This is a genomic window from Empedobacter falsenii, from assembly GCF_019308355.1.
Lineage (GTDB): Bacteria > Bacteroidota > Bacteroidia > Flavobacteriales > Weeksellaceae > Empedobacter > Empedobacter falsenii_B.
Genome location: NZ_JAAGKM010000007.1, coordinates 25951 through 44037, shown reverse-complemented (window position 1 = coordinate 44037; position 18087 = coordinate 25951). Strand labels below are relative to the sequence as shown.

At 31.9% G+C, this 18087-nt stretch carries 14 protein-coding genes; 12 read left to right on the top strand and 2 right to left on the bottom strand.

The genetic code is table 11. The features are described from left to right. The first annotated feature begins 16 nt into the window (after nt 1-16). From rpsD to G0Q09_RS04810, 12 genes are all read left to right on the top strand, one after another. Entirely contained in the window at nt 17-619 is a 603-nt protein-coding gene (gene rpsD, locus G0Q09_RS04865) for a 30S ribosomal protein S4 (protein WP_114999018.1), read from the top strand. Between the two features lie 22 nt (nt 620-641). Beyond that, nucleotides 642-1634: a DNA-directed RNA polymerase subunit alpha gene (locus G0Q09_RS04860; RefSeq protein WP_038335552.1), complete on the top strand. Its 993-nt coding sequence runs from the start codon at nt 642-644 to the stop codon at nt 1632-1634. A gap of 12 nt (nt 1635-1646) precedes the next feature. Next, nucleotides 1647-2120, top strand: a complete 474-nt coding sequence (gene rplQ, locus G0Q09_RS04855) for a 50S ribosomal protein L17 (RefSeq protein ID WP_038335555.1) — start codon at nt 1647-1649, stop codon at nt 2118-2120. Between the two features lie 230 nt (nt 2121-2350). Continuing rightward, nucleotides 2351-3421 carry a DUF6263 family protein gene (locus G0Q09_RS04850; RefSeq protein WP_257468065.1) on the top strand — a complete coding sequence of 357 codons (1071 nt, stop codon included), beginning with the start codon at nt 2351-2353 and terminating at the stop codon, nt 3419-3421. Nucleotide 3422: 1 nt separating this feature from the next. Continuing rightward, the gene (locus G0Q09_RS04845) at nt 3423-3680 is read left to right on the top strand and encodes a hypothetical protein (RefSeq protein ID WP_125349691.1); all 258 of its coding nucleotides are present in this window, start codon (nt 3423-3425) and stop codon (nt 3678-3680) included. After that, a complete protein-coding gene (locus tag G0Q09_RS04840) occupies nt 3670-6315 on the top strand; it encodes a YfhO family protein (protein WP_257468064.1) in 2646 nt (881 codons plus the stop codon). Before G0Q09_RS04845 ends, G0Q09_RS04840 begins: the two co-directional genes overlap by 11 nt. A 7-nt stretch (nt 6316-6322) precedes the next feature. Continuing rightward, a complete protein-coding gene (locus G0Q09_RS04835; RefSeq protein WP_219034154.1) occupies nt 6323-7624 on the top strand; it encodes a glycosyltransferase in 1302 nt (433 codons plus the stop codon). A gap of 59 nt (nt 7625-7683) precedes the next feature. Further along, nucleotides 7684-8529 (top strand): GLPGLI family protein, encoded by an 846-nt coding sequence (locus G0Q09_RS04830; RefSeq protein ID WP_219034153.1) that lies wholly within the window; start codon nt 7684-7686, stop codon nt 8527-8529. A gap of 161 nt (nt 8530-8690) precedes the next feature. Next, a complete protein-coding gene (locus tag G0Q09_RS04825) occupies nt 8691-8915 on the top strand; it encodes a hypothetical protein (RefSeq protein WP_125349688.1) in 225 nt (74 codons plus the stop codon). 55 nt (nt 8916-8970) lie between these two features. Next, entirely contained in the window at nt 8971-9792 is an 822-nt protein-coding gene (locus G0Q09_RS04820; RefSeq protein ID WP_219034152.1) for a GLPGLI family protein, read from the top strand. Further along, the gene (locus G0Q09_RS04815) at nt 9789-12416 is read left to right on the top strand and encodes a carboxypeptidase regulatory-like domain-containing protein (RefSeq protein WP_219034151.1); all 2628 of its coding nucleotides are present in this window, start codon (nt 9789-9791) and stop codon (nt 12414-12416) included. Before G0Q09_RS04820 ends, G0Q09_RS04815 begins: the two co-directional genes overlap by 4 nt. Before the next feature lie 143 nt (nt 12417-12559). Then, a complete protein-coding gene (locus G0Q09_RS04810; RefSeq protein ID WP_219034150.1) occupies nt 12560-14824 on the top strand; it encodes an NADP-dependent malic enzyme in 2265 nt (754 codons plus the stop codon). A 158-nt stretch (nt 14825-14982) separates the two neighbouring features. Here the strand turns inward: G0Q09_RS04810 and dnaK are convergent, their stop codons facing one another. Further along, complete coding sequence (gene dnaK, locus G0Q09_RS04805; protein ID WP_219034149.1) at nt 14983-16884, bottom strand: molecular chaperone DnaK; 1902 nt, start codon at nt 16882-16884, stop codon at nt 14983-14985. 265 nt (nt 16885-17149) lie between these two features. Then, entirely contained in the window at nt 17150-17476 is a 327-nt protein-coding gene (locus G0Q09_RS04800; protein ID WP_286483038.1) for a tRNA-binding protein, read from the bottom strand. Nucleotides 17477-18087 lie beyond the last annotated feature (611 nt).

The following is an 18087-nucleotide window of genomic DNA, read 5'->3' as shown; positions in this document are numbered from 1 at the left end:
TTAATAGTAACAAATCATGGCAAGATATACAGGACCAAAAACTAAAATTGCAAGAAAATTTGGACAACCAATTTTCGGTGACGATAAATCTTTTGAGAAAAAGAAATATCCTCCAGGGCAACACGGACCTAACAAAAGAAGAGCTAAAAAATCAGAATACGCTATTCAGTTAACTGAAAAACAAAAAGCAAAATATACTTACGGTATTTTAGAGCGTCAATTTGCTAACTTATACAAAAAAGCAAATGCTTCTAAAGGAATTACAGGTGAAGTATTATTACAATTATGTGAATCTCGTTTAGATAACGTAGTTTACCGTTTAGGTATCGCAAACTCACGTAGTGCTGCACGTCAATTAGTATCTCACAAACACGTAACTGTAAACGGAGAAATCGTGAACATCCCTTCTTACCAATTAAAAGCTGGTGATGTAATCGCTGTTAGAGAAAAATCTAAATCTTTAACTGCAATCACAAACTCTTTACACGCACGTAGCGAGTACGATTGGTTAATTTGGAACGACGAACAAAAATCAGGAACTTTCACAAAAGCTCCAGAAAGAGTTCAAATTCCAGAAGATATTAAAGAGCAATTAATCGTCGAGTTATATTCTAAATAAACCTTAAAATCAGACTAATAAAATGACTATTTTAAATTTCATCAAACCTGACAAAGTAATCTTAGTAGAGTCTGACTCTAAATTCGGACAATTCGAGTTCCGTCCATTAGAGCCAGGATACGGGATTACAGTTGGAAATGCTCTACGTAGAGTGTTACTTTCTTCATTAGAAGGATATGCGATCACTTCAATCAAAATTGAAGGAGTTGAGCACGAATTTTCAACTATTCCAGGAGTAGTGGAAGATGTTACAGAGATCATTTTAAATCTGAAAAAGGTTCGTTTTAAGAAACAAATTGATGAATCAGATGCTGAAACTGTAACTGCTACTATCTCAGGGCAAGATCAATTAACAGCAGGTGATTTAGGGAAATTTATTTCTGGATTCCAAGTTTTAAACCCTGAATTAGTTATCGCTAACTTAGACGCTAAAGTAAACGTAACAATTACATTTACAATCGAAAAAGGTAGAGGATACGTACCAGCTGATGAGAATAAAAAGGCTTCTGCGCCAATCGGTACTATAGCAATTGACTCAATTTACACTCCAATTAAGAATGTAAAATACGCAATTGAAAACTATCGTGTAGAACAAAAAACTGACTACGAAAAATTAGTTTTTGAAATTACAACAGATGGTTCTATAACACCTCAAGATGCTTTAACTGAAGCAGCTAAAATCTTAATTCACCACTTTATGTTATTCTCAGATGAGAGAATTACATTAGAAGCGGAAGAAGTTGCATCTGGTGAAACTTATGATGAAGAAGCATTACATATGCGCCAATTATTGAAAACAAAATTGGTAGATATGGATTTATCAGTAAGAGCATTAAATTGTTTAAAAGCAGCTGAAGTTGAAACATTAGGCGAATTAGTTTCTTTCGCTAAGTCTGACTTAATGAAATTCAGAAACTTTGGTAAGAAATCTCTTACAGAGTTAGAAGAATTGGTGGACAGCAAAGGTCTTAACTTTGGAATGGACATCGTAAAATATAAGTTAGACGTAGAATAATTTTATTAAAAAATGAGACACGGAAAAAAATTTAACCATTTAGGTAGAACTGCCTCTCATAGAAGAGCTTTATTATCTAATTTAGCTATAGCGTTGATTACTCACAAGAGAATTAACACAACAGTAGCAAAGGCTAAAGCATTACAAACATATGTTGAGCCTTTATTGACAAAGTCTAAAACAGACGATACTAACAACCGTCGCGTTGTATTTTCATACTTACAAGATAAAGAAGCTGTAACTGAATTATTCAGAACTGTAGCTCCTAAAATTGCAAATCGCCCAGGAGGATACACTCGTATCATCAAAACTGGATTCCGTTTAGGTGACGGTGCTGATACTGCAATGATCGAGTTAGTAGATTTCAATGATATCTACACTAACGCGAAAGTAGAGAAAAAAGCAACTACACGTCGTAGTAAAAAAAGTACTAAAACAGAAGAAGCTGCACCAGCTGCTGAAACTGAAAGTACAGAAGAAGCATAATCTATTCGATTATATAGTAAAAAGCCTCCCAAATTGGGAGGCTTTTTTTGTATTTATTAATTATGACAATTTGTAATACTTTATAATTTTCTAGATTGACAATAAATTCTTTTCAATCATCTAATTTTCTAGATATGATTGTTTTAAAATCTTAATGTTAAAAAATCAACTAAAATCCTTATTTTTGGATTGATTTTGGCAATAAACCAACTATCAAACATAAAATTGATATGAAAAAATTACTATTCATGATGGCTGTCGCAATGGCAGTTGTTTCATGTAAAAAAGATGATAAAGTCGTAGGAAAAGATAAAGATGGAAAAGAATTAATTGTGAACGAAAAAGGTGATACAGTTGCCAAAATAGAAACAACAGATTCTTTGAAAATCGCTGAAACGCCTGCTGAAACAGAAGTTGTTGCAATAACAAAAGGTGCAGATGACAAATATGCATACAAATACAATTTGGAGATAGGAAAGACTTATCCAATGACGTTGGGAATTAAAACAACTCACACGGCTTCGGACGGGAAACAATCTCAAAAAATGTCAAGTGAAAGTAAAAAACAAATTGATTATACGGTAAAAGATTTCAAAGATGGTGTGTATACATTAGAAGTGAAATCTAAACAATATAGCGAGAAAATGACAGATCCTTCGGGAAAATCAATTTCGTATGACACAAATGCTGCGAAACCAGCGAACAAAGATATTGCGGTTTCTTGGTCGATTTACAAAGCTATGACAGGAAAAACGTATACAATGAAAGTTGATCAGAAAGGAAAAGTTGTAAGCGTTGATGGATTAGATGAAATTAAAAAATCAATTTTAAATTCTGTAAAAACTCAAGTAAGTGCAGAAGAATTTAAATTCTTTACACAGATTATCGATAATTCATTAAACAAACAAGCAATTTCTTCTCAATTTGAAGAAACGATGAATATTTTTCCTAACAAAACTTTAGCGCTTAAAGAATCTTGGAGCGATAGTCAAAAAATTGATCAAGGTCCAATGAAAGGAAATATTTCGATGAAGAGAACTTTAGCAAGTGTTGAGCCTGCAAATACGACAATTACTGTAAATGGAACGCAAAGTTTGAAAGGTAATGAGTCGCAGCAAGGTGTTACAATGTCTGCGAATAGTAGTGCGAATGTAGATGGAAAAATTTTGTTGGATACAAAATCTGGTTGGATCAACAAAGTTAATTTAACGAAAAAGGAAACATTAAAACGTACAGTAGAAGCGCAAGGTCAAAAACAAACGATGACTGAGTCGGTTACAACTGTCACAACAGTTAACTAAAATGAAAACAATTATTTGGATTATAATTTTAAGTATTATTTTCTTAACGATTTTTAGATTTTTAAGAAAAGTATTTGCAGTGAAAAAGGTTTTTCAAGAAGCAATTAATCAGCAAAGAAATGCTTATAATCAGAGCCAAAACTCAAATGATTCGTACAACGAATCGAAACCAAACACATCTTTCGACAAACCGAAATATAATATAGACGCCGAAACGGTGGATTACGAAATAATCGAAGAAAAAAAGGATGAAAAATAAAAAGAATTTACTCTACGTTCTTATCTCATTGCTGCTTTTTGCAGTGATTGCATTGGTGTATTGTTCACCAGTTTTATCGGGAAAATCTGTTATTCAGCCTGATATTATCAACTACAAGGGTAGTGCGCAAGAAATGTTGACGTATCAAGACAAAACAGGAGAAAATGTCTATTGGTCTGATGCGATGTTTGGTGGAATGCCAACCTATCAAACTGGTGCGAAATATAGTTTTGATATCATCAAAACCATTGATGGCGCATTCAGATTTTTACCGCGTCCAGCAGATTACATTTTCTTGTTGTTTACAGGATTTTTTATTCTTGGCTTAACGCTTTTCAAAAAGTGGCAATATGCTTTAGTCGGTGCAATTTTCTTTGCATTTGGTTCGTATTATTTCGAATTAATTGCAGCCGGACATAACGGAAAGCTACATACAATTGGGTATTTCGCGCCTTTGGTTGCTGGAATTCTTCTATTGTATCGCAAAAAATACATTGCAGGTTTTGTACTCACAACCTTGTTTATGGGATTGCAATTACAAGCCAATCACATTCAAATGACGTTCTATTTGTTTTTAGCGTTGTTGGTTTTTGCAATTGTTCAATTTATTGATAGTTTAAAGAAAAAAGAATTACCAGATTTCTTAAAATCATCTGCATTAGTAGTTGTCGCTGTAATTATTGCAGCAGGATTGAATGCAAATCGATTATTGTCAACTTACGAATATAGTAAAGAAACGACTCGTGGGAAATCTGAGATGACCTTGTTGAAAAAGAATTCGAACGGATTAGATCACGATTATATCACACAATGGAGTTATGGAAAATTAGAAACATTAAATCTTTTTATTCCAAATTTGATGGGGGGTGGTTCGCAAACGAATCCAGAAGATTTAAAGAATTATACATCAGAATTACAAAATACTCAATATAGTCTTGGTGAAGACGAGTTCAATCAGCAAGTTTTTCAAGCTGTGGCAAGTCAACCGAGAAGTGCATATTGGGGAGATCAGCCAGGAACTTCTGGTCCAGCTTATCAGGGAGCTGTAGTCGTTTTCTTGTTTATTATCGGAATGTTTATGGTACGTGGAAAATACGCGACCTATAAAAAATGGTTAGTTGGAGCAACGATTCTAAGTTTCATTTTGGCATGGGGTAAAAATTTACCATTCGTTACGAACTTATTTATTGATTATTTCCCGATGTATGATAAGTTTCGCGCTGTATCATCAATCTTGGTAATTGCCGAATTTACAATGCCTTTCTTAGCAATTTTGACTTTATATTATTTCTTTAATTCTGACGAATCAGATGAATTCAAAAAGAAAGTACTTTATATAGCTGGTGGTTCTACAGTTGGAATTTTAATTATATTCTTCTTATTCGGTGGAATGATTTTTCCATTTACATCAGAGAATGAAAAATTAATGACTGAACAATTAATCGGACAAATTCAGCAAGCAAATCCAAATGCAATCGGACTTTGGGATGGATTGATAAAACGATTAGATGAAGCATTAATTCAAGATAGAATTTCTATGTTTAAAGCGGATACAGTTCGCACATTGATTTTTGTTTTGTTCACAATGGCTTTGTTGTTGGCTTATTTATTCAAGTTTATCAAAAAACCAATTATCGTCATTTTAGCGATTGGTGCATTGGCTTTTATTGACGGATTTACGGTGAATAAAAGATATTTGAACGAAGATAATTTTGTATCTAAATACATTGTTGATAATCCTTTCCCAACTGAAATGTCGCCTCGTTTACAAACCGAAGCTCAGAACAACAATAATGTAGCGCAAATTGCTTACAAAGTTCCGTTGAATAATTTATTATCAAATATTTCAAAACAAGATAAATCGCATTTCCGTGTATACAATACAGTTTTGAGTACATTTAATGAAGCTGGAACTTCATATTTTGTTCCTTCAATTGGTGGTTATCATGCGGCGAAATTAGGAAAATACCAAGATGTTGTGGATATCTATTTTTCTCAAGATCCGCAATTGAAAAAATACGGAATCAAAGATGAAACAGGTTTGATTAATGTATTGAATATGATGAATACGAAATACATTATTCATGGAAGTCCAACGGAACCCCAAGTACAGCAAAATCCTACAGCTTTGGGAAGTGCTTGGTTAGCTTCAAATATCAAATGGACAGAAAATGCAAATGATGAAATCTTAGCGATAAATTCTACACCAGTTGATCATACAGTAATTTTACGTAAAGATTTGGTTGAGAATAAAAACTTGAATGTTTCGGCAGATGCTAATGCAAAGATTGAATTGGTTGATTATTCACCAATGAAAATGACGTACAAATCTTCTTCTAATACAGATCAAATTGCTGTTTTCTCAGAAGTTTATTATCCACATGGATGGACTGCAACAGTTGATGGAAAGGAAGTTCCGATCGAAAAAGCGAATTACGTTTTGCGTGCAGTTCCTGTGCAAAAAGGAAATCACACAATCGTGATGGAATTTAAACCACAAGTTATTTCTACTGGAAATATGATTGTGATAGTTTCGAATATTTTACTTTTAATCGTTGTGGCTGGAGGTATTTATTTGGGATATAAAAAATGTTCTACAAAAGAGAATTTAAACTTAGCCGCTGAAAAGGCTTAATTTTGGAATGAAAAAAATATTAATCATCACCTATTACTGGCCTCCTGCGGGAGGTCCTGGTGTTCAAAGATGGTTGAAATTCACAAAATATCTTCCTGAATTTGGATATGAAACCTACGTTTACATTCCAGAAAACCCTTCTTATCCAATTCTCGATGAAACTTTAGCCAAGGACATTAATCCAAAAGTTAAAATCATCAAGAATAAAATTTGGGAACCTTATCAGTTAGCAGAAAAACTGAATCCAAAGAATAAAGCTTATAAAGGTGGACATTTCGAAAAGAAAGAAAATCAATCTTTCATGTCGAGATTGTCAGTTTTTGTGCGTGGAAATTTCTTTATTCCAGATGCGCGCAAGTTTTGGGTAAATCCTTCTGCGGAATATTTAAAAGACTTTTTACAGAAAGAAAATATAGATACGATTGTAACTTCTGGTCCGCCTCATAGTTTACATTTAATCGGTTTGAAATTGAAAAAACAATTACCAAATCTCAAATGGTTGGCAGATTTTCGTGATCCATGGACTCAAATTAGTTATCACAAAGAATTGAAATTAACTTTTTGGGCTGCAAAAAAACACGAAGATTTAGAGCGTGAAGTAATGCAAAAAGCAGATGTTGTTTTAGCAACAAGTTATGCTGATGGAGAAAATTTCAAGAAGATTGGTGCAAAACATGTAGAAGTAATTACAAATGGTTTTGAAGAAGTAAAACAACAAACAGAAAAAGATCAAAATCACTTTCATTTGACGTATTCTGGAGGTTTGGAAATGCTTCGAAATCCAATCGCTTTGTGGAAAGCTTTAGCTGAAATTAGCAACGAAAATCAATCGTTTCGAGAAGATTTTAAACTTAATTTTTATGGTTCTTTAGCCGATGATGTCAAACAATCAATTCTTGAACAAAGTTTACAAAATAATTTAATTGTTCACGGTTATGTTTCGCACCAAGAATCGTTAAATGCGATTAATTCTGCAAATATTCTGTTGTTAACAAATTTTGATAATGTTGCTTCGAAAGGAATTATTCCAGGAAAATTATTCGAATATATGGCAACTGGAAATCCAATTTTAGCAGTTGGTCCAGCAGATGCTGATGTCGAAAAAATACTTCAAAAAACTAAAGCAGGTGATTATTTTTATCATCAACAAGTGAATGAAATCAAAACGTACATTCTCTCGATTTACAATCAATGGTTGAAAAATCCAAACCAAAAATTTGAAACAAACGAAGAGGAAGTTCAACAATTCAACCGTAAAAACTTGACTAAAAAGTTGGTTGACGTGATAAATAATTTAAAAATAAATTAATACTATATTTGTAGAATAAAAATATTTATAGTAATTTCATCATAATTAACAACCTTATAATGAAATTACTATACTATTTTATCATTTTTATTGGTTGCATTGTATATGCACAGCCACAAATAAAAACTGATATATCCTTTGCGCCTATTAAATATTCGCAAACGAATTACGAGTTGTCCAATTACAACATTATTTATGACTACAAAATTGTTCGTAATGTAAAAAAACCTGAAAAAACAAAAACTGGTTTAGCACTTTTACAAATTGGTAAACGTTACAATAAATTCGTCGATTACAATCAAATCGGTACGGATTCTATTCTTGAAAGTTTTAGTCATTTACCTACAATTAAGACGAATGAATTTAATCAAATAATGTCTCAAAGTTTTAAATCTGCTTTTAAATATCAACTTATTCTAAAGAAAGAAAATGATGAACTTACATTTGTTGATAGAATCTCTCCGAATGATTTTCTTTACAAAGAAACGTTACCAAAATTAGATTGGAAACTACTGAATGACACCAAACAAATCTTGAATTATACTGCAAAAAAAGCGACTGTAAACTACGGTGGTAGAAAATGGACGGCTTGGTACACTGACGAAATCCCAATGAATGCTGGTCCGTATAAATTTTATGGTTTGCCTGGTCTTATTTTAGAGATTTATGATGATAAAGAACATTATCATTTTACAGCAAACGCTAGCAACCAAAATCCTAAACAAATCTATTTAGCACAAGGTGAAAAAACACCTATAAAAGTTAAGAAAACAGAATTCTATAAAGCTGAAAAAGATTATCATGAAAATGCAGCTGAAAGGTTAAAAGGAGTTGCACTTGACGAAAATAAGAAACCTATAACCAATTTTGGTGGAATGCCTTATAACCCTATTGAATTAGAATAAACCAAATATTAAATTATTTGTTTTTATATACTTAAGTTGCAAAAAGATTTGTGTATTATTATTATTATTATTATTGAATGTACCTAACAAAGGGAAGAGTACAGAGGCAATTGTAGGTTGCAAACTATGATTGATTATTAAAAAACTAAATTACTTAAAAAATGAAGAAAATGTTATTAGCAAGTGCTTTTGCACTTATCGGAACTTTTGCAATGGCAAATGAAACAGAAACTGAAGATAAACAAGATGTAACTTCAGTAGAATGCTGGGATGTATCTGTTGAAAGATGTGGAGTTGGATTTGTATATGAAGATTGTGGTCCTTTAGGAGATGTTATAGATTTTGCTGTAGAACTTTATGAAGAAATGGAAGTTTATTGTAATTAAATAATAAGAGGTATAGCATTAAACTTAGTTAATGCTATACTTTATAAATAGAGTTATGAAAAAAATATTCATATTATTTATTTTATCCTCTTTTTTTATTCAAGCACAAACATATAAAGTTGTATATGACGTGAAATTTGTAACTGATTCTGTAAAAAAAGAAGTAAAATATGAAGAAATGGATTTGTATATTGCAAAAGATAGTACAATTTATATAAGTCCAAAAAAGGTAAACTACGATAATTATCTTCAAGGATTAAATGCTAAAAATACTCAAGAATTTATAACAAATAACACACTAAATATAGCTGCTATAAAAGAAAAATACCCACCCCCAATCATTAATCATACTATAATAAGAAATAATGGAACAAATAAAATATTAAGTAAAGTAAATAGAAATATTTACCTATTAAATCAGCCTATTGAGGAAATAAATTGGAAAATAGAAAATGAGCAAAAAACTCAGCTGGATTTAATTATAAAAAAAGCAACAACAACATATTTAGGGCGAAAATGGACAGCTTGGTACACAGAAGAAATACCAAACAGTGTTGGTCCATACAAATTTGGAGGATTACCAGGGCTTATTTTAGAAATCTATGATGACAATAATTATTTCCATTTTTCTGCAATTGAGATTAATCAAAATAATACAAAACCTGATTTAACAAAAGATTTTACAAAATCAAAAAAAGTGAATTTAGAGGATTACAAAAAAATATATGAAAATAGGGGAGTTGAAATTATACAAAACTTAAAAAGTCTTAATATAACAAGCTCTAATATTTCACCAGCTGAAATGGAAAAAAAGATAGATAATAAATTAAAAAGCGAAAATGTTTTTTTAGAAAAAAGTAATCATATTAATTTTTGAAAGCCCAATTAACACTATTATTTGCTTTATTTTTTCACTTTATTTTTGCACAACTTACCATTTCTGGTGTTGTAAAAAATGAGGAAGGAAAACCTATATCTGGTGCTAACGTTACCATTTCTCCAAGTACTTCGGAAGAAACCTTGGCGTATTTTATTACAAAATCGGACGGTAAATATTCGATAAAAATAGATAATCCATCGCACGAAACCTATGAAATTAAGGTTCGTGCGATGAATTATGCTTTTACTTCAGATTTGGTAAACGAATCTTCCACAAACTTTGATTTCACTTTACAAGAAAAAGCTATCGAGTTAAAAGAAGTTAAATTAAAAGAATCTCCAATTCGCAAAAAAGGGGATACAATTGCGTATGATGTCAGTAATTTTAAAGATATAAAAGACCGTTCTATAGCAGATGTGATCAAAAAAATGCCTGGAATAGAAATCGAAAATTCTGGTAGAATCTTGTATCAAGGCGAACCAATCAATAAATACTACATCGAAGGAATGGATTTGTTGGGCGGAAAATATGCATTAGCAAACGAAAATCTTTCTGCAGACGCTGTGGATAAAGTACAAATTTTAGAGAATCATCAACCGATCAAGATTTTAGACAGTTTGGTTTATAGCTCTAAAGCCGCATTAAATATCAAATTAAAAAGCAAAATTACCTATTCTGGTAAAGCAGAAGTTGGTCTTGGCGCTTCACCATTGTTGTATCAGGCGAATATTACACCAATGTTGTTCACAAAAAAGCAACAAATGATAGGTTCTTATCAAGGAAATAATCGTGGAAATGATGTTTCTCGTCAATTAAAAACCTTAAGTCTTGAAGATTTTTTAAATGACTCTGAAAAATTTTCGAACGAAAGTTGGTTATCAATTGCAGGTGTACAAACTCCCAATTTTGATGGCGAACGTTGGTTAGATAATGCAATAAATATTGGTTCTTGGAATCATCTTTTTAAATTAAAAAAAGAGCTAGATTTACGAATTAACTTGTCTTATCACAACGATTTTCAAAAGCGATTCGGAGAAACAAACACACAATATTTTTTACCAACAGGTGATATATTTCTCAACGAAATCAAAAAAAATTATTTGCAAATAGAAAGTCTTAATCTAAAAGCAACATTATCTCAAAATAGTTCTAAAAATTATCTTGAAAATGTCTTGGAATTTAAAGGAGACTGGAACAGTTCGAGAGGAGATCTCAATCAAAACAATAATTTTATTACACAACGTTTGGCTCAACCAAATCGTCAATTTACCAATCAGTTTAATACAATTAGAAAAATTGGTAATCAATTGATCACGTTTAAATCCAATATTGCGTACAGAAATTATAACGAGAATTTAAGTGTTTCTCCTGGAGTTTTTACTGATTTTATAAACAACGGAAATGATTATCAAAATGTGTTTCAACAAATTAATTTTGAGAAATTTTCGACAAATAATTTCGCTGAATTTTCAAAAGGAATAAAAGCTTTAACGCTACAATCAAAAATTGGAATTAAGTACACCAATCATACAATGAAAAGTGATTTGTTAGCAGATAATCAACCAATAAATTCTACTTTTACTAACAATACACGCTGGTCAACTTTAAATCCGTATGTAGAAAATAACTTTTCGTACAGAAAGAATCGACTTAATTTTTCTTTTGGAATTCCTTTTCAGTGGTATAATTTAGAGAATAATTCTTTCGGAAATAAAACTTCATACAATCGTTTTTACATCGAACCAAAATTTAATATAGGTTTAGAATTTTCAAAATTCTGGAAAGTATCAACCTCGCATAATTTCTCTAATGATTTGGGGAGTTTAACACGTTTGCACGAAGGATTTATATTGTATCGATACAATTCTATTCAACAAAATGACGGAAATTTTAACGAAGTAAAAAAATGGATTTCTTCTTTACGTTTCGAGTATAAAAATCCGATAAAATCTAGGTTTATCAATTTTGGATATTCGTACAATTGGTCAGAAAATAACTTAATCTACAATTACAGCTATAATGCGGATGCAAGTACAGTTTTAGAAGCTTTGAACTTAAAAAATCATCAAAAAACACATTCTGTTAATGCTAAAATAAGTCAATATTTTTCTAAAATTAAGACAACATTTAATTTAGCTGGAGGTTATAATTTTACAACCTACGATCAATTATTAAATGATGATTTAATCGAAATTCACAATACCATTTTAACTTCTAATTTTGACGCTTCTTTCAGATTATTAAGTTGGGTAACGTTTGAATATAAATATGGTGTAACCAATTACAAAAATAAATTTTCACAAGAAGCTAAATCACGTTCAATCACCAATCAAATCCACCAAATAGGATTACATTTTTTTCCTGCAGATCAGCATTATATAAAACTTAATTTTGATTTGTATGTTAATGATGATTCAAGATTAAATCCAAATTCTACTTTCGGAGATTTGATGTATCGTTACTCTTTAAAAAAGAAGAAAATAGATTTTGAATTAAGTGCTTATAATCTATTAAATGAAAAATATTTCTCTCAAAATAGCTTTTCTTCAAATTTCGAACAACGATTTATCTATAAGTTAAGACCAACACAAGTTATGTTTACAACAAGATTTAATTTTTAATTTATCAAGCTCATAATTATTAACTTCAAAATTGTATAACTCGATAATTTATTTTAATAAAATATCAAAATCTAACATCTGTCATAAGTGGGTTGAATATATTTTACCTAAATTTATTTTGAAAAAATATAAACCACAGAGAAATGAATGACAATCGTAAGAAAGATGCATTGAATTACCATTCGATGGGTCAACCAGGAAAGATTGCAGTAGTGCCTACAAAACCTACGAATACGCAACGTGATTTATCGCTTGCTTATTCGCCAGGTGTTGCGGAGCCTTGTTTAGAGATTGAAAAAGATCCAGAAAATGCTTATAAGTACACAGCAAAAGGAAATTTGGTTGCTGTAATTAGTAATGGAACAGCCGTTTTAGGTTTGGGAGATATAGGTGCAGTAGCTTCAAAACCGGTTATGGAAGGTAAAGGTCTTCTATTCAAAATTTTTGCTGATATTGATGTTTTCGATATCGAATTGGATACAAAAAATGTTGATGAATTTATCAATACGGTAAAAGCTTTAGAGCCAACTTTTGGAGGAATCAATTTAGAGGATATTAAAGCGCCTGAATGTTTCGAAATTGAGAAACGTTTGAAAGCTGAAATGAATATTCCAGTTATGCACGACGATCAACACGGAACAGCTATTATTTCTGGTGCAGCGTTGATTAATGCGTGTGAATTACAAGGAAAAGATATTTCTAAAGTCAAAATTGTAGTGAACGGAGCTGGTGCAGCAGCAATTTCGTGTACAGGAATGTATATTTCTGTAGGAGCAACGAAAGAGAATATCGTGATGTTGGATAGTAAAGGTGTTATCCGTTCGGACAGAGATAATCTTGATCCTTCTAAAGCAGAATGGGCAACAGATCGTGATATTTCGACATTGGCAGATGCTGTGAAAGATGCGGATGTTTTTATCGGTTTATCAGCGGCAGATGTTTTGTCAGCAGATATGTTGAATACAATGGCAGAAAATCCAATTGTATTGGCAATGGCAAATCCGAATCCAGAGATAGCATACGATTTAGCAGTTGCGACACGTCAAGATATTATTATGGGAACTGGGCGTTCTGATTATCCAAATCAGGTGAACAATGTACTTGGATTTCCGTATATTTTTAGAGGAGCGTTAGATGTTCGTTCAACGACAATTAATGAGGAAATGAAAATTGCTGCTGTTCGTGCAATTGCAGAATTGGCGAAAGAACCAGTTCCAGAAGTGGTAACGCAAGCATACAATAATCATTCAATCAAATTCGGAAAAGATTATATCATTCCAAAACCTAACGATCCACGTTTGTTACCAGAAGTTTCGGCTGCGGTTGCAAAAGCTGCGATAGAAACTGGTGTTGCAAAAAATACAATTACAGATTTCGAAGAATATAAATTGTCATTGATTAAGCGAATCGGAAAAGAAAGTACGATTATGCGTAATTTGACACAAACGGCGAAATCAAATCCAAAACGTGTTGTTTTTGCTGAAGGAGATCGTTTCGAAATTCTTCGTGCAGCGCAAATTGTAAAGGAAGAAAAAATCGCTATTCCAATTATTTTAGGAAAGAAAAATAAAATTCAACAAATGATAAAAGATTATATGTTGGATTTGGAAGATGTTGAAATTGTTGATACAAATGCAGAAGAAGATTCGGATAGATACAATCAATTCGTTGATTTTATTTACTCGAAACGTCAACGAAAAGGAATCTCAAAATCTGACGCGAAAAAATTATTGAGAGATCGTAATTATTTTGGATCATGTATGGTTGAGTTTGGTTATGCAGATGCAATGATTTCGGGAATGACGAAAAATTATTCGCAAGCGATTCGTCCAGCTTTAGAATTAATCGGAGCGGAGCAAGGTCAAAAAGTTGCGAGTATGTATATGATGTTGACAGAAAAAGGACCAGTTTTCTTAGGTGATACAACGGTTAATTTAGATCCAACTTCAGAGGATTTGGTCAACATTACATTGCAATTTAACGAAACAATTAAGAAGTTTAAAATTGAACCAAAGATTGCGTTATTGTCTTATTCAAACTTCGGATCGAATAAAGGAGAAACGGTTTCTAAAGTTCAGAATGCGGTAAATTATTTACATAAAAATCATCCAGATGTTTTAGTTGATGGCGATATTCAGGCAAATTTTGCAGTAAACAGAGAGAAATTACAAAGTAATTTTCCATTTTCTAAATTAGCAGGAACGCATGCGAATACATTAGTTTTTCCAAATCTTGAATCAGCGAATATTTCGTATAAATTATTACAAGAATTAGGAAATATAGAAGCGGTTGGACCAATTTTGATCGGAATGAAAAAACCAATTCATTTGTTACAATTGGATAGTACTGTTCGCGAAATTGTGAATATGGTTACCATTGCTGTAATTGATGCACAACAACATCAGTAAAATATAAAATTTATAATACAAAAAATCCACTTAAAATCATTTAAGTGGATTTTTTGTATTATATGAAACCGAGATGATTTAAAAAATAAACTATTTATATTAATAAACATAAAAAAGCCTCGCAATGCGAGGCTTTCCTATTGATAAATGAAATTCTATTATTTAACTTCTTCGAAGTCTACGTCTTCAACACCATCATTTTTTGCTTGACCTTGATCAGCTCCTGGTTGCGCTTGTGCACCACCTTCTTGACCTTCGTTCATTGCAGCATAAATTTCTTGTGAAGCAGCATTCCAAGCTGTATTTAATTTTTCCATAGAAGCATCAATTGCAGCAACGTCTTGAGCAGCGTGAGCAGATTTAACCTCAGCTAAAGCTTCTTCAATTGGTTGTTTTTTGTCAGCAGGAATTTTATCTCCGTACTCAGTCAATTGTTTTTCCGTTTGGAAAATTAACGCGTCAGCAGCATTTACTTTTTCAATTTTGTTTTTTGCTTCTTCGTCTTTTGCAGCATTTTCTTGTGCTTCTTTTTTCATTCTTTCAATATCAGCATCAGATAATCCAGATGAAGCTTCAATTTTGATTGATTGCTCTTTTCCTGTTCCTTTATCTTTTGCAGATACACTTAAGATACCATTCGCATCAATATCAAATGTTACTTCGATTTGAGGAACACCTCTTTGTGCTGGTGGAATATCTACTAAGTCAAAACGTCCGATTTCTTTGTTATCGTTGAATAATGGACGCTCTCCTTGACCAATTCTTAATGTTACTGCTGGTTGATTGTCAACTGCAGTTGAGAAAACTTCAGATTTTTTAGTTGGAATTGTTGTATTCGCTTCAATTAATTTTGTGAATACTCCTCCTAAAGTTTCGATACCTAAAGATAATGGTGTAACGTCTAATAATAATACGTCTTTTACATCACCTGTTAAAACACCTCCTTGGATAGCTGCACCAATTGCAACAACCTCGTCTGGGTTAACTCCTTTAGATGGTTTTTTACCGAAGAATTTTTCTACTTCTTCTTGGATTTTTGGCATACGTGTAGATCCACCAACTAAGATAACTTCGTCGATATCGTTGATTGATAAACCTGCATCAGATAACGCTTTTTTACAAGGCTCCATAGAACGACGTACTAAATCTTCTGTTAACTGATCAAATTTAGAACGAGTTAAAGTTTCTACTAAGTGTTTTGGTCCTGTTTCGTTAGCTGTAACGTATGGTAAATTAATTTCTGTTTGAGCAGAAGAAGATAATTCGATTTTAGCTTTTTCAGCAGCTTCACGTAAACGTTGTAAAGCCATTGCGTCTTTTTTCAAATCTACACCTTCTTTCGCTTGGAATTCAGAAGCTAACCAATTGATGATTGCATCATCAAAATCATCACCTCCTAAGTGTGTATCACCGTTTGTAGATAACACTTCGAATACACCGTCACCTAATTCTAGGATAGATACGTCAAAAGTACCACCACCTAAATCGTAAACAACGATTTTTTTATCTGAGTTTGCTTTGTCTAATCCGTAAGCTAATGCAGCAGCAGTAGGCTCGTTGATAATACGTTCTACTTTAAGACCTGCAATTTCACCAGCTTCTTTAGTTGCTTGACGTTGAGCATCGTTAAAATAAGCTGGTACAGTAATTACCGCTCTTGATACTTCTTGTCCTAAATAATCTTCAGCAGTTTTTTTCATTTTTTGTAAAATCATTGCTGAGATTTCTTGTGGAGTATAGTTACGTCCATCAATATCAACTGCTGGCGTATCATTGTTTCCTTTTACAACTGAATAAGGAACACGACCGATTTCATCTGCATCATTATTAAATTTAGTTCCCATGAAACGTTTAATAGAATAAATCGTTTTCTTTGGGTTTGTTACAGCTTGACGTTTTGCTGAATCACCAACTTTAATTTCTCCTCCTTCTACGAATGCTACGATAGATGGAGTAGTTCTTTTACCTTCTGCATTTGGAATTACAACTGGCTCGCTACCTTCCATTACAGAAACACAAGAGTTCGTTGTACCTAAGTCGATTCCGATTATTTTGCTCATATTGTTTAGTTATTTTTTATATTATTAATGATTTATTTTAAACTTTTACACATCATCAAAAATGATGCTACAACAGAATAGTCAATCTTTGTGCCAACATAAAAAAAATGACATCCAATAGATTTTAGATGTCAGGTTGTCAGATTATGATTAATGATTTGATTATTTATCGATAAAAAAGTCAGTTTATTGGTTGATAAAATGTCAGCGTTAAGTTATATACTTAAACTCAAACTTTATCTCAGTCTTAGTCTCAATCTCAATATTACCCAATCTTACTTCCGTTTTCAACTTTTCGTTCGGGATTCAAGAGAATAACATCATTATTATTTCCATAAACGCCCATCACGAGACATTCGCTCATAAAAGTGGCAATTTGTTTTTTCGGAAAGTTAACCACAGCCATTATTTGTTTTCCAATCAATTCTTCTTTGTTATAAAGCGATGTAATTTGTGCCGAACTTTTCTTGATTCCTAACGGACCAAAATCAATTTCTAACTGATAAGCAGGATTTCTTGCTTTCGGAAAATTATTTGCACTGATAATTGTCCCAATTCTCATATCAACTTTCTCGAAATCTTGCCAAGAAATTGTTTCAGTATTATTTTCAGGTTTTGGTTCTTCTTTTAGTTTATTCTCTTTATCGTAAATCGTTTGCAGAATTTTTTCTAAATCAGTTTTTTCATTCGCATATTTCGTTTTCATGTTATCTGGCATTCGGTTATAATACGTCAACGCTTTTTCGCCAAATTGTTTGATGTAAAAATTAGTCAATGGAGGAACGTTTGGAAATTGTTTATGAAAAATCATTTCTGTATACGCTTGCCATTCGCGTTCTTCTCGCAATTCAATTTGATTTTCTCCAGATCGTTGATAAAGATGAATTATTTCGTGCATTAGTAAATTAGATACTAATACTAAATCAAAATCTAAAATATTCCGAGGAACTCTAATTAGGAATCCATCTTTTTCATCTCCTTCCGCAGTTAATAAAAAACCTTTTGGATCGATTTCTTCTCGAAACGTAAAACCTGTAAAAGCATTATGTTTTAATTTCAATTCATCTAAAATTTCGTACAATGCTTCAACGATTAAGTGATTATTTTTTAAATAATTTATTCTTTCCTTAAATTTTTCTGTAATCATAGCTTTTTGGCTTATTTATCAAATATATAATCTTATTTTTGATAAGGTTTTAAAAT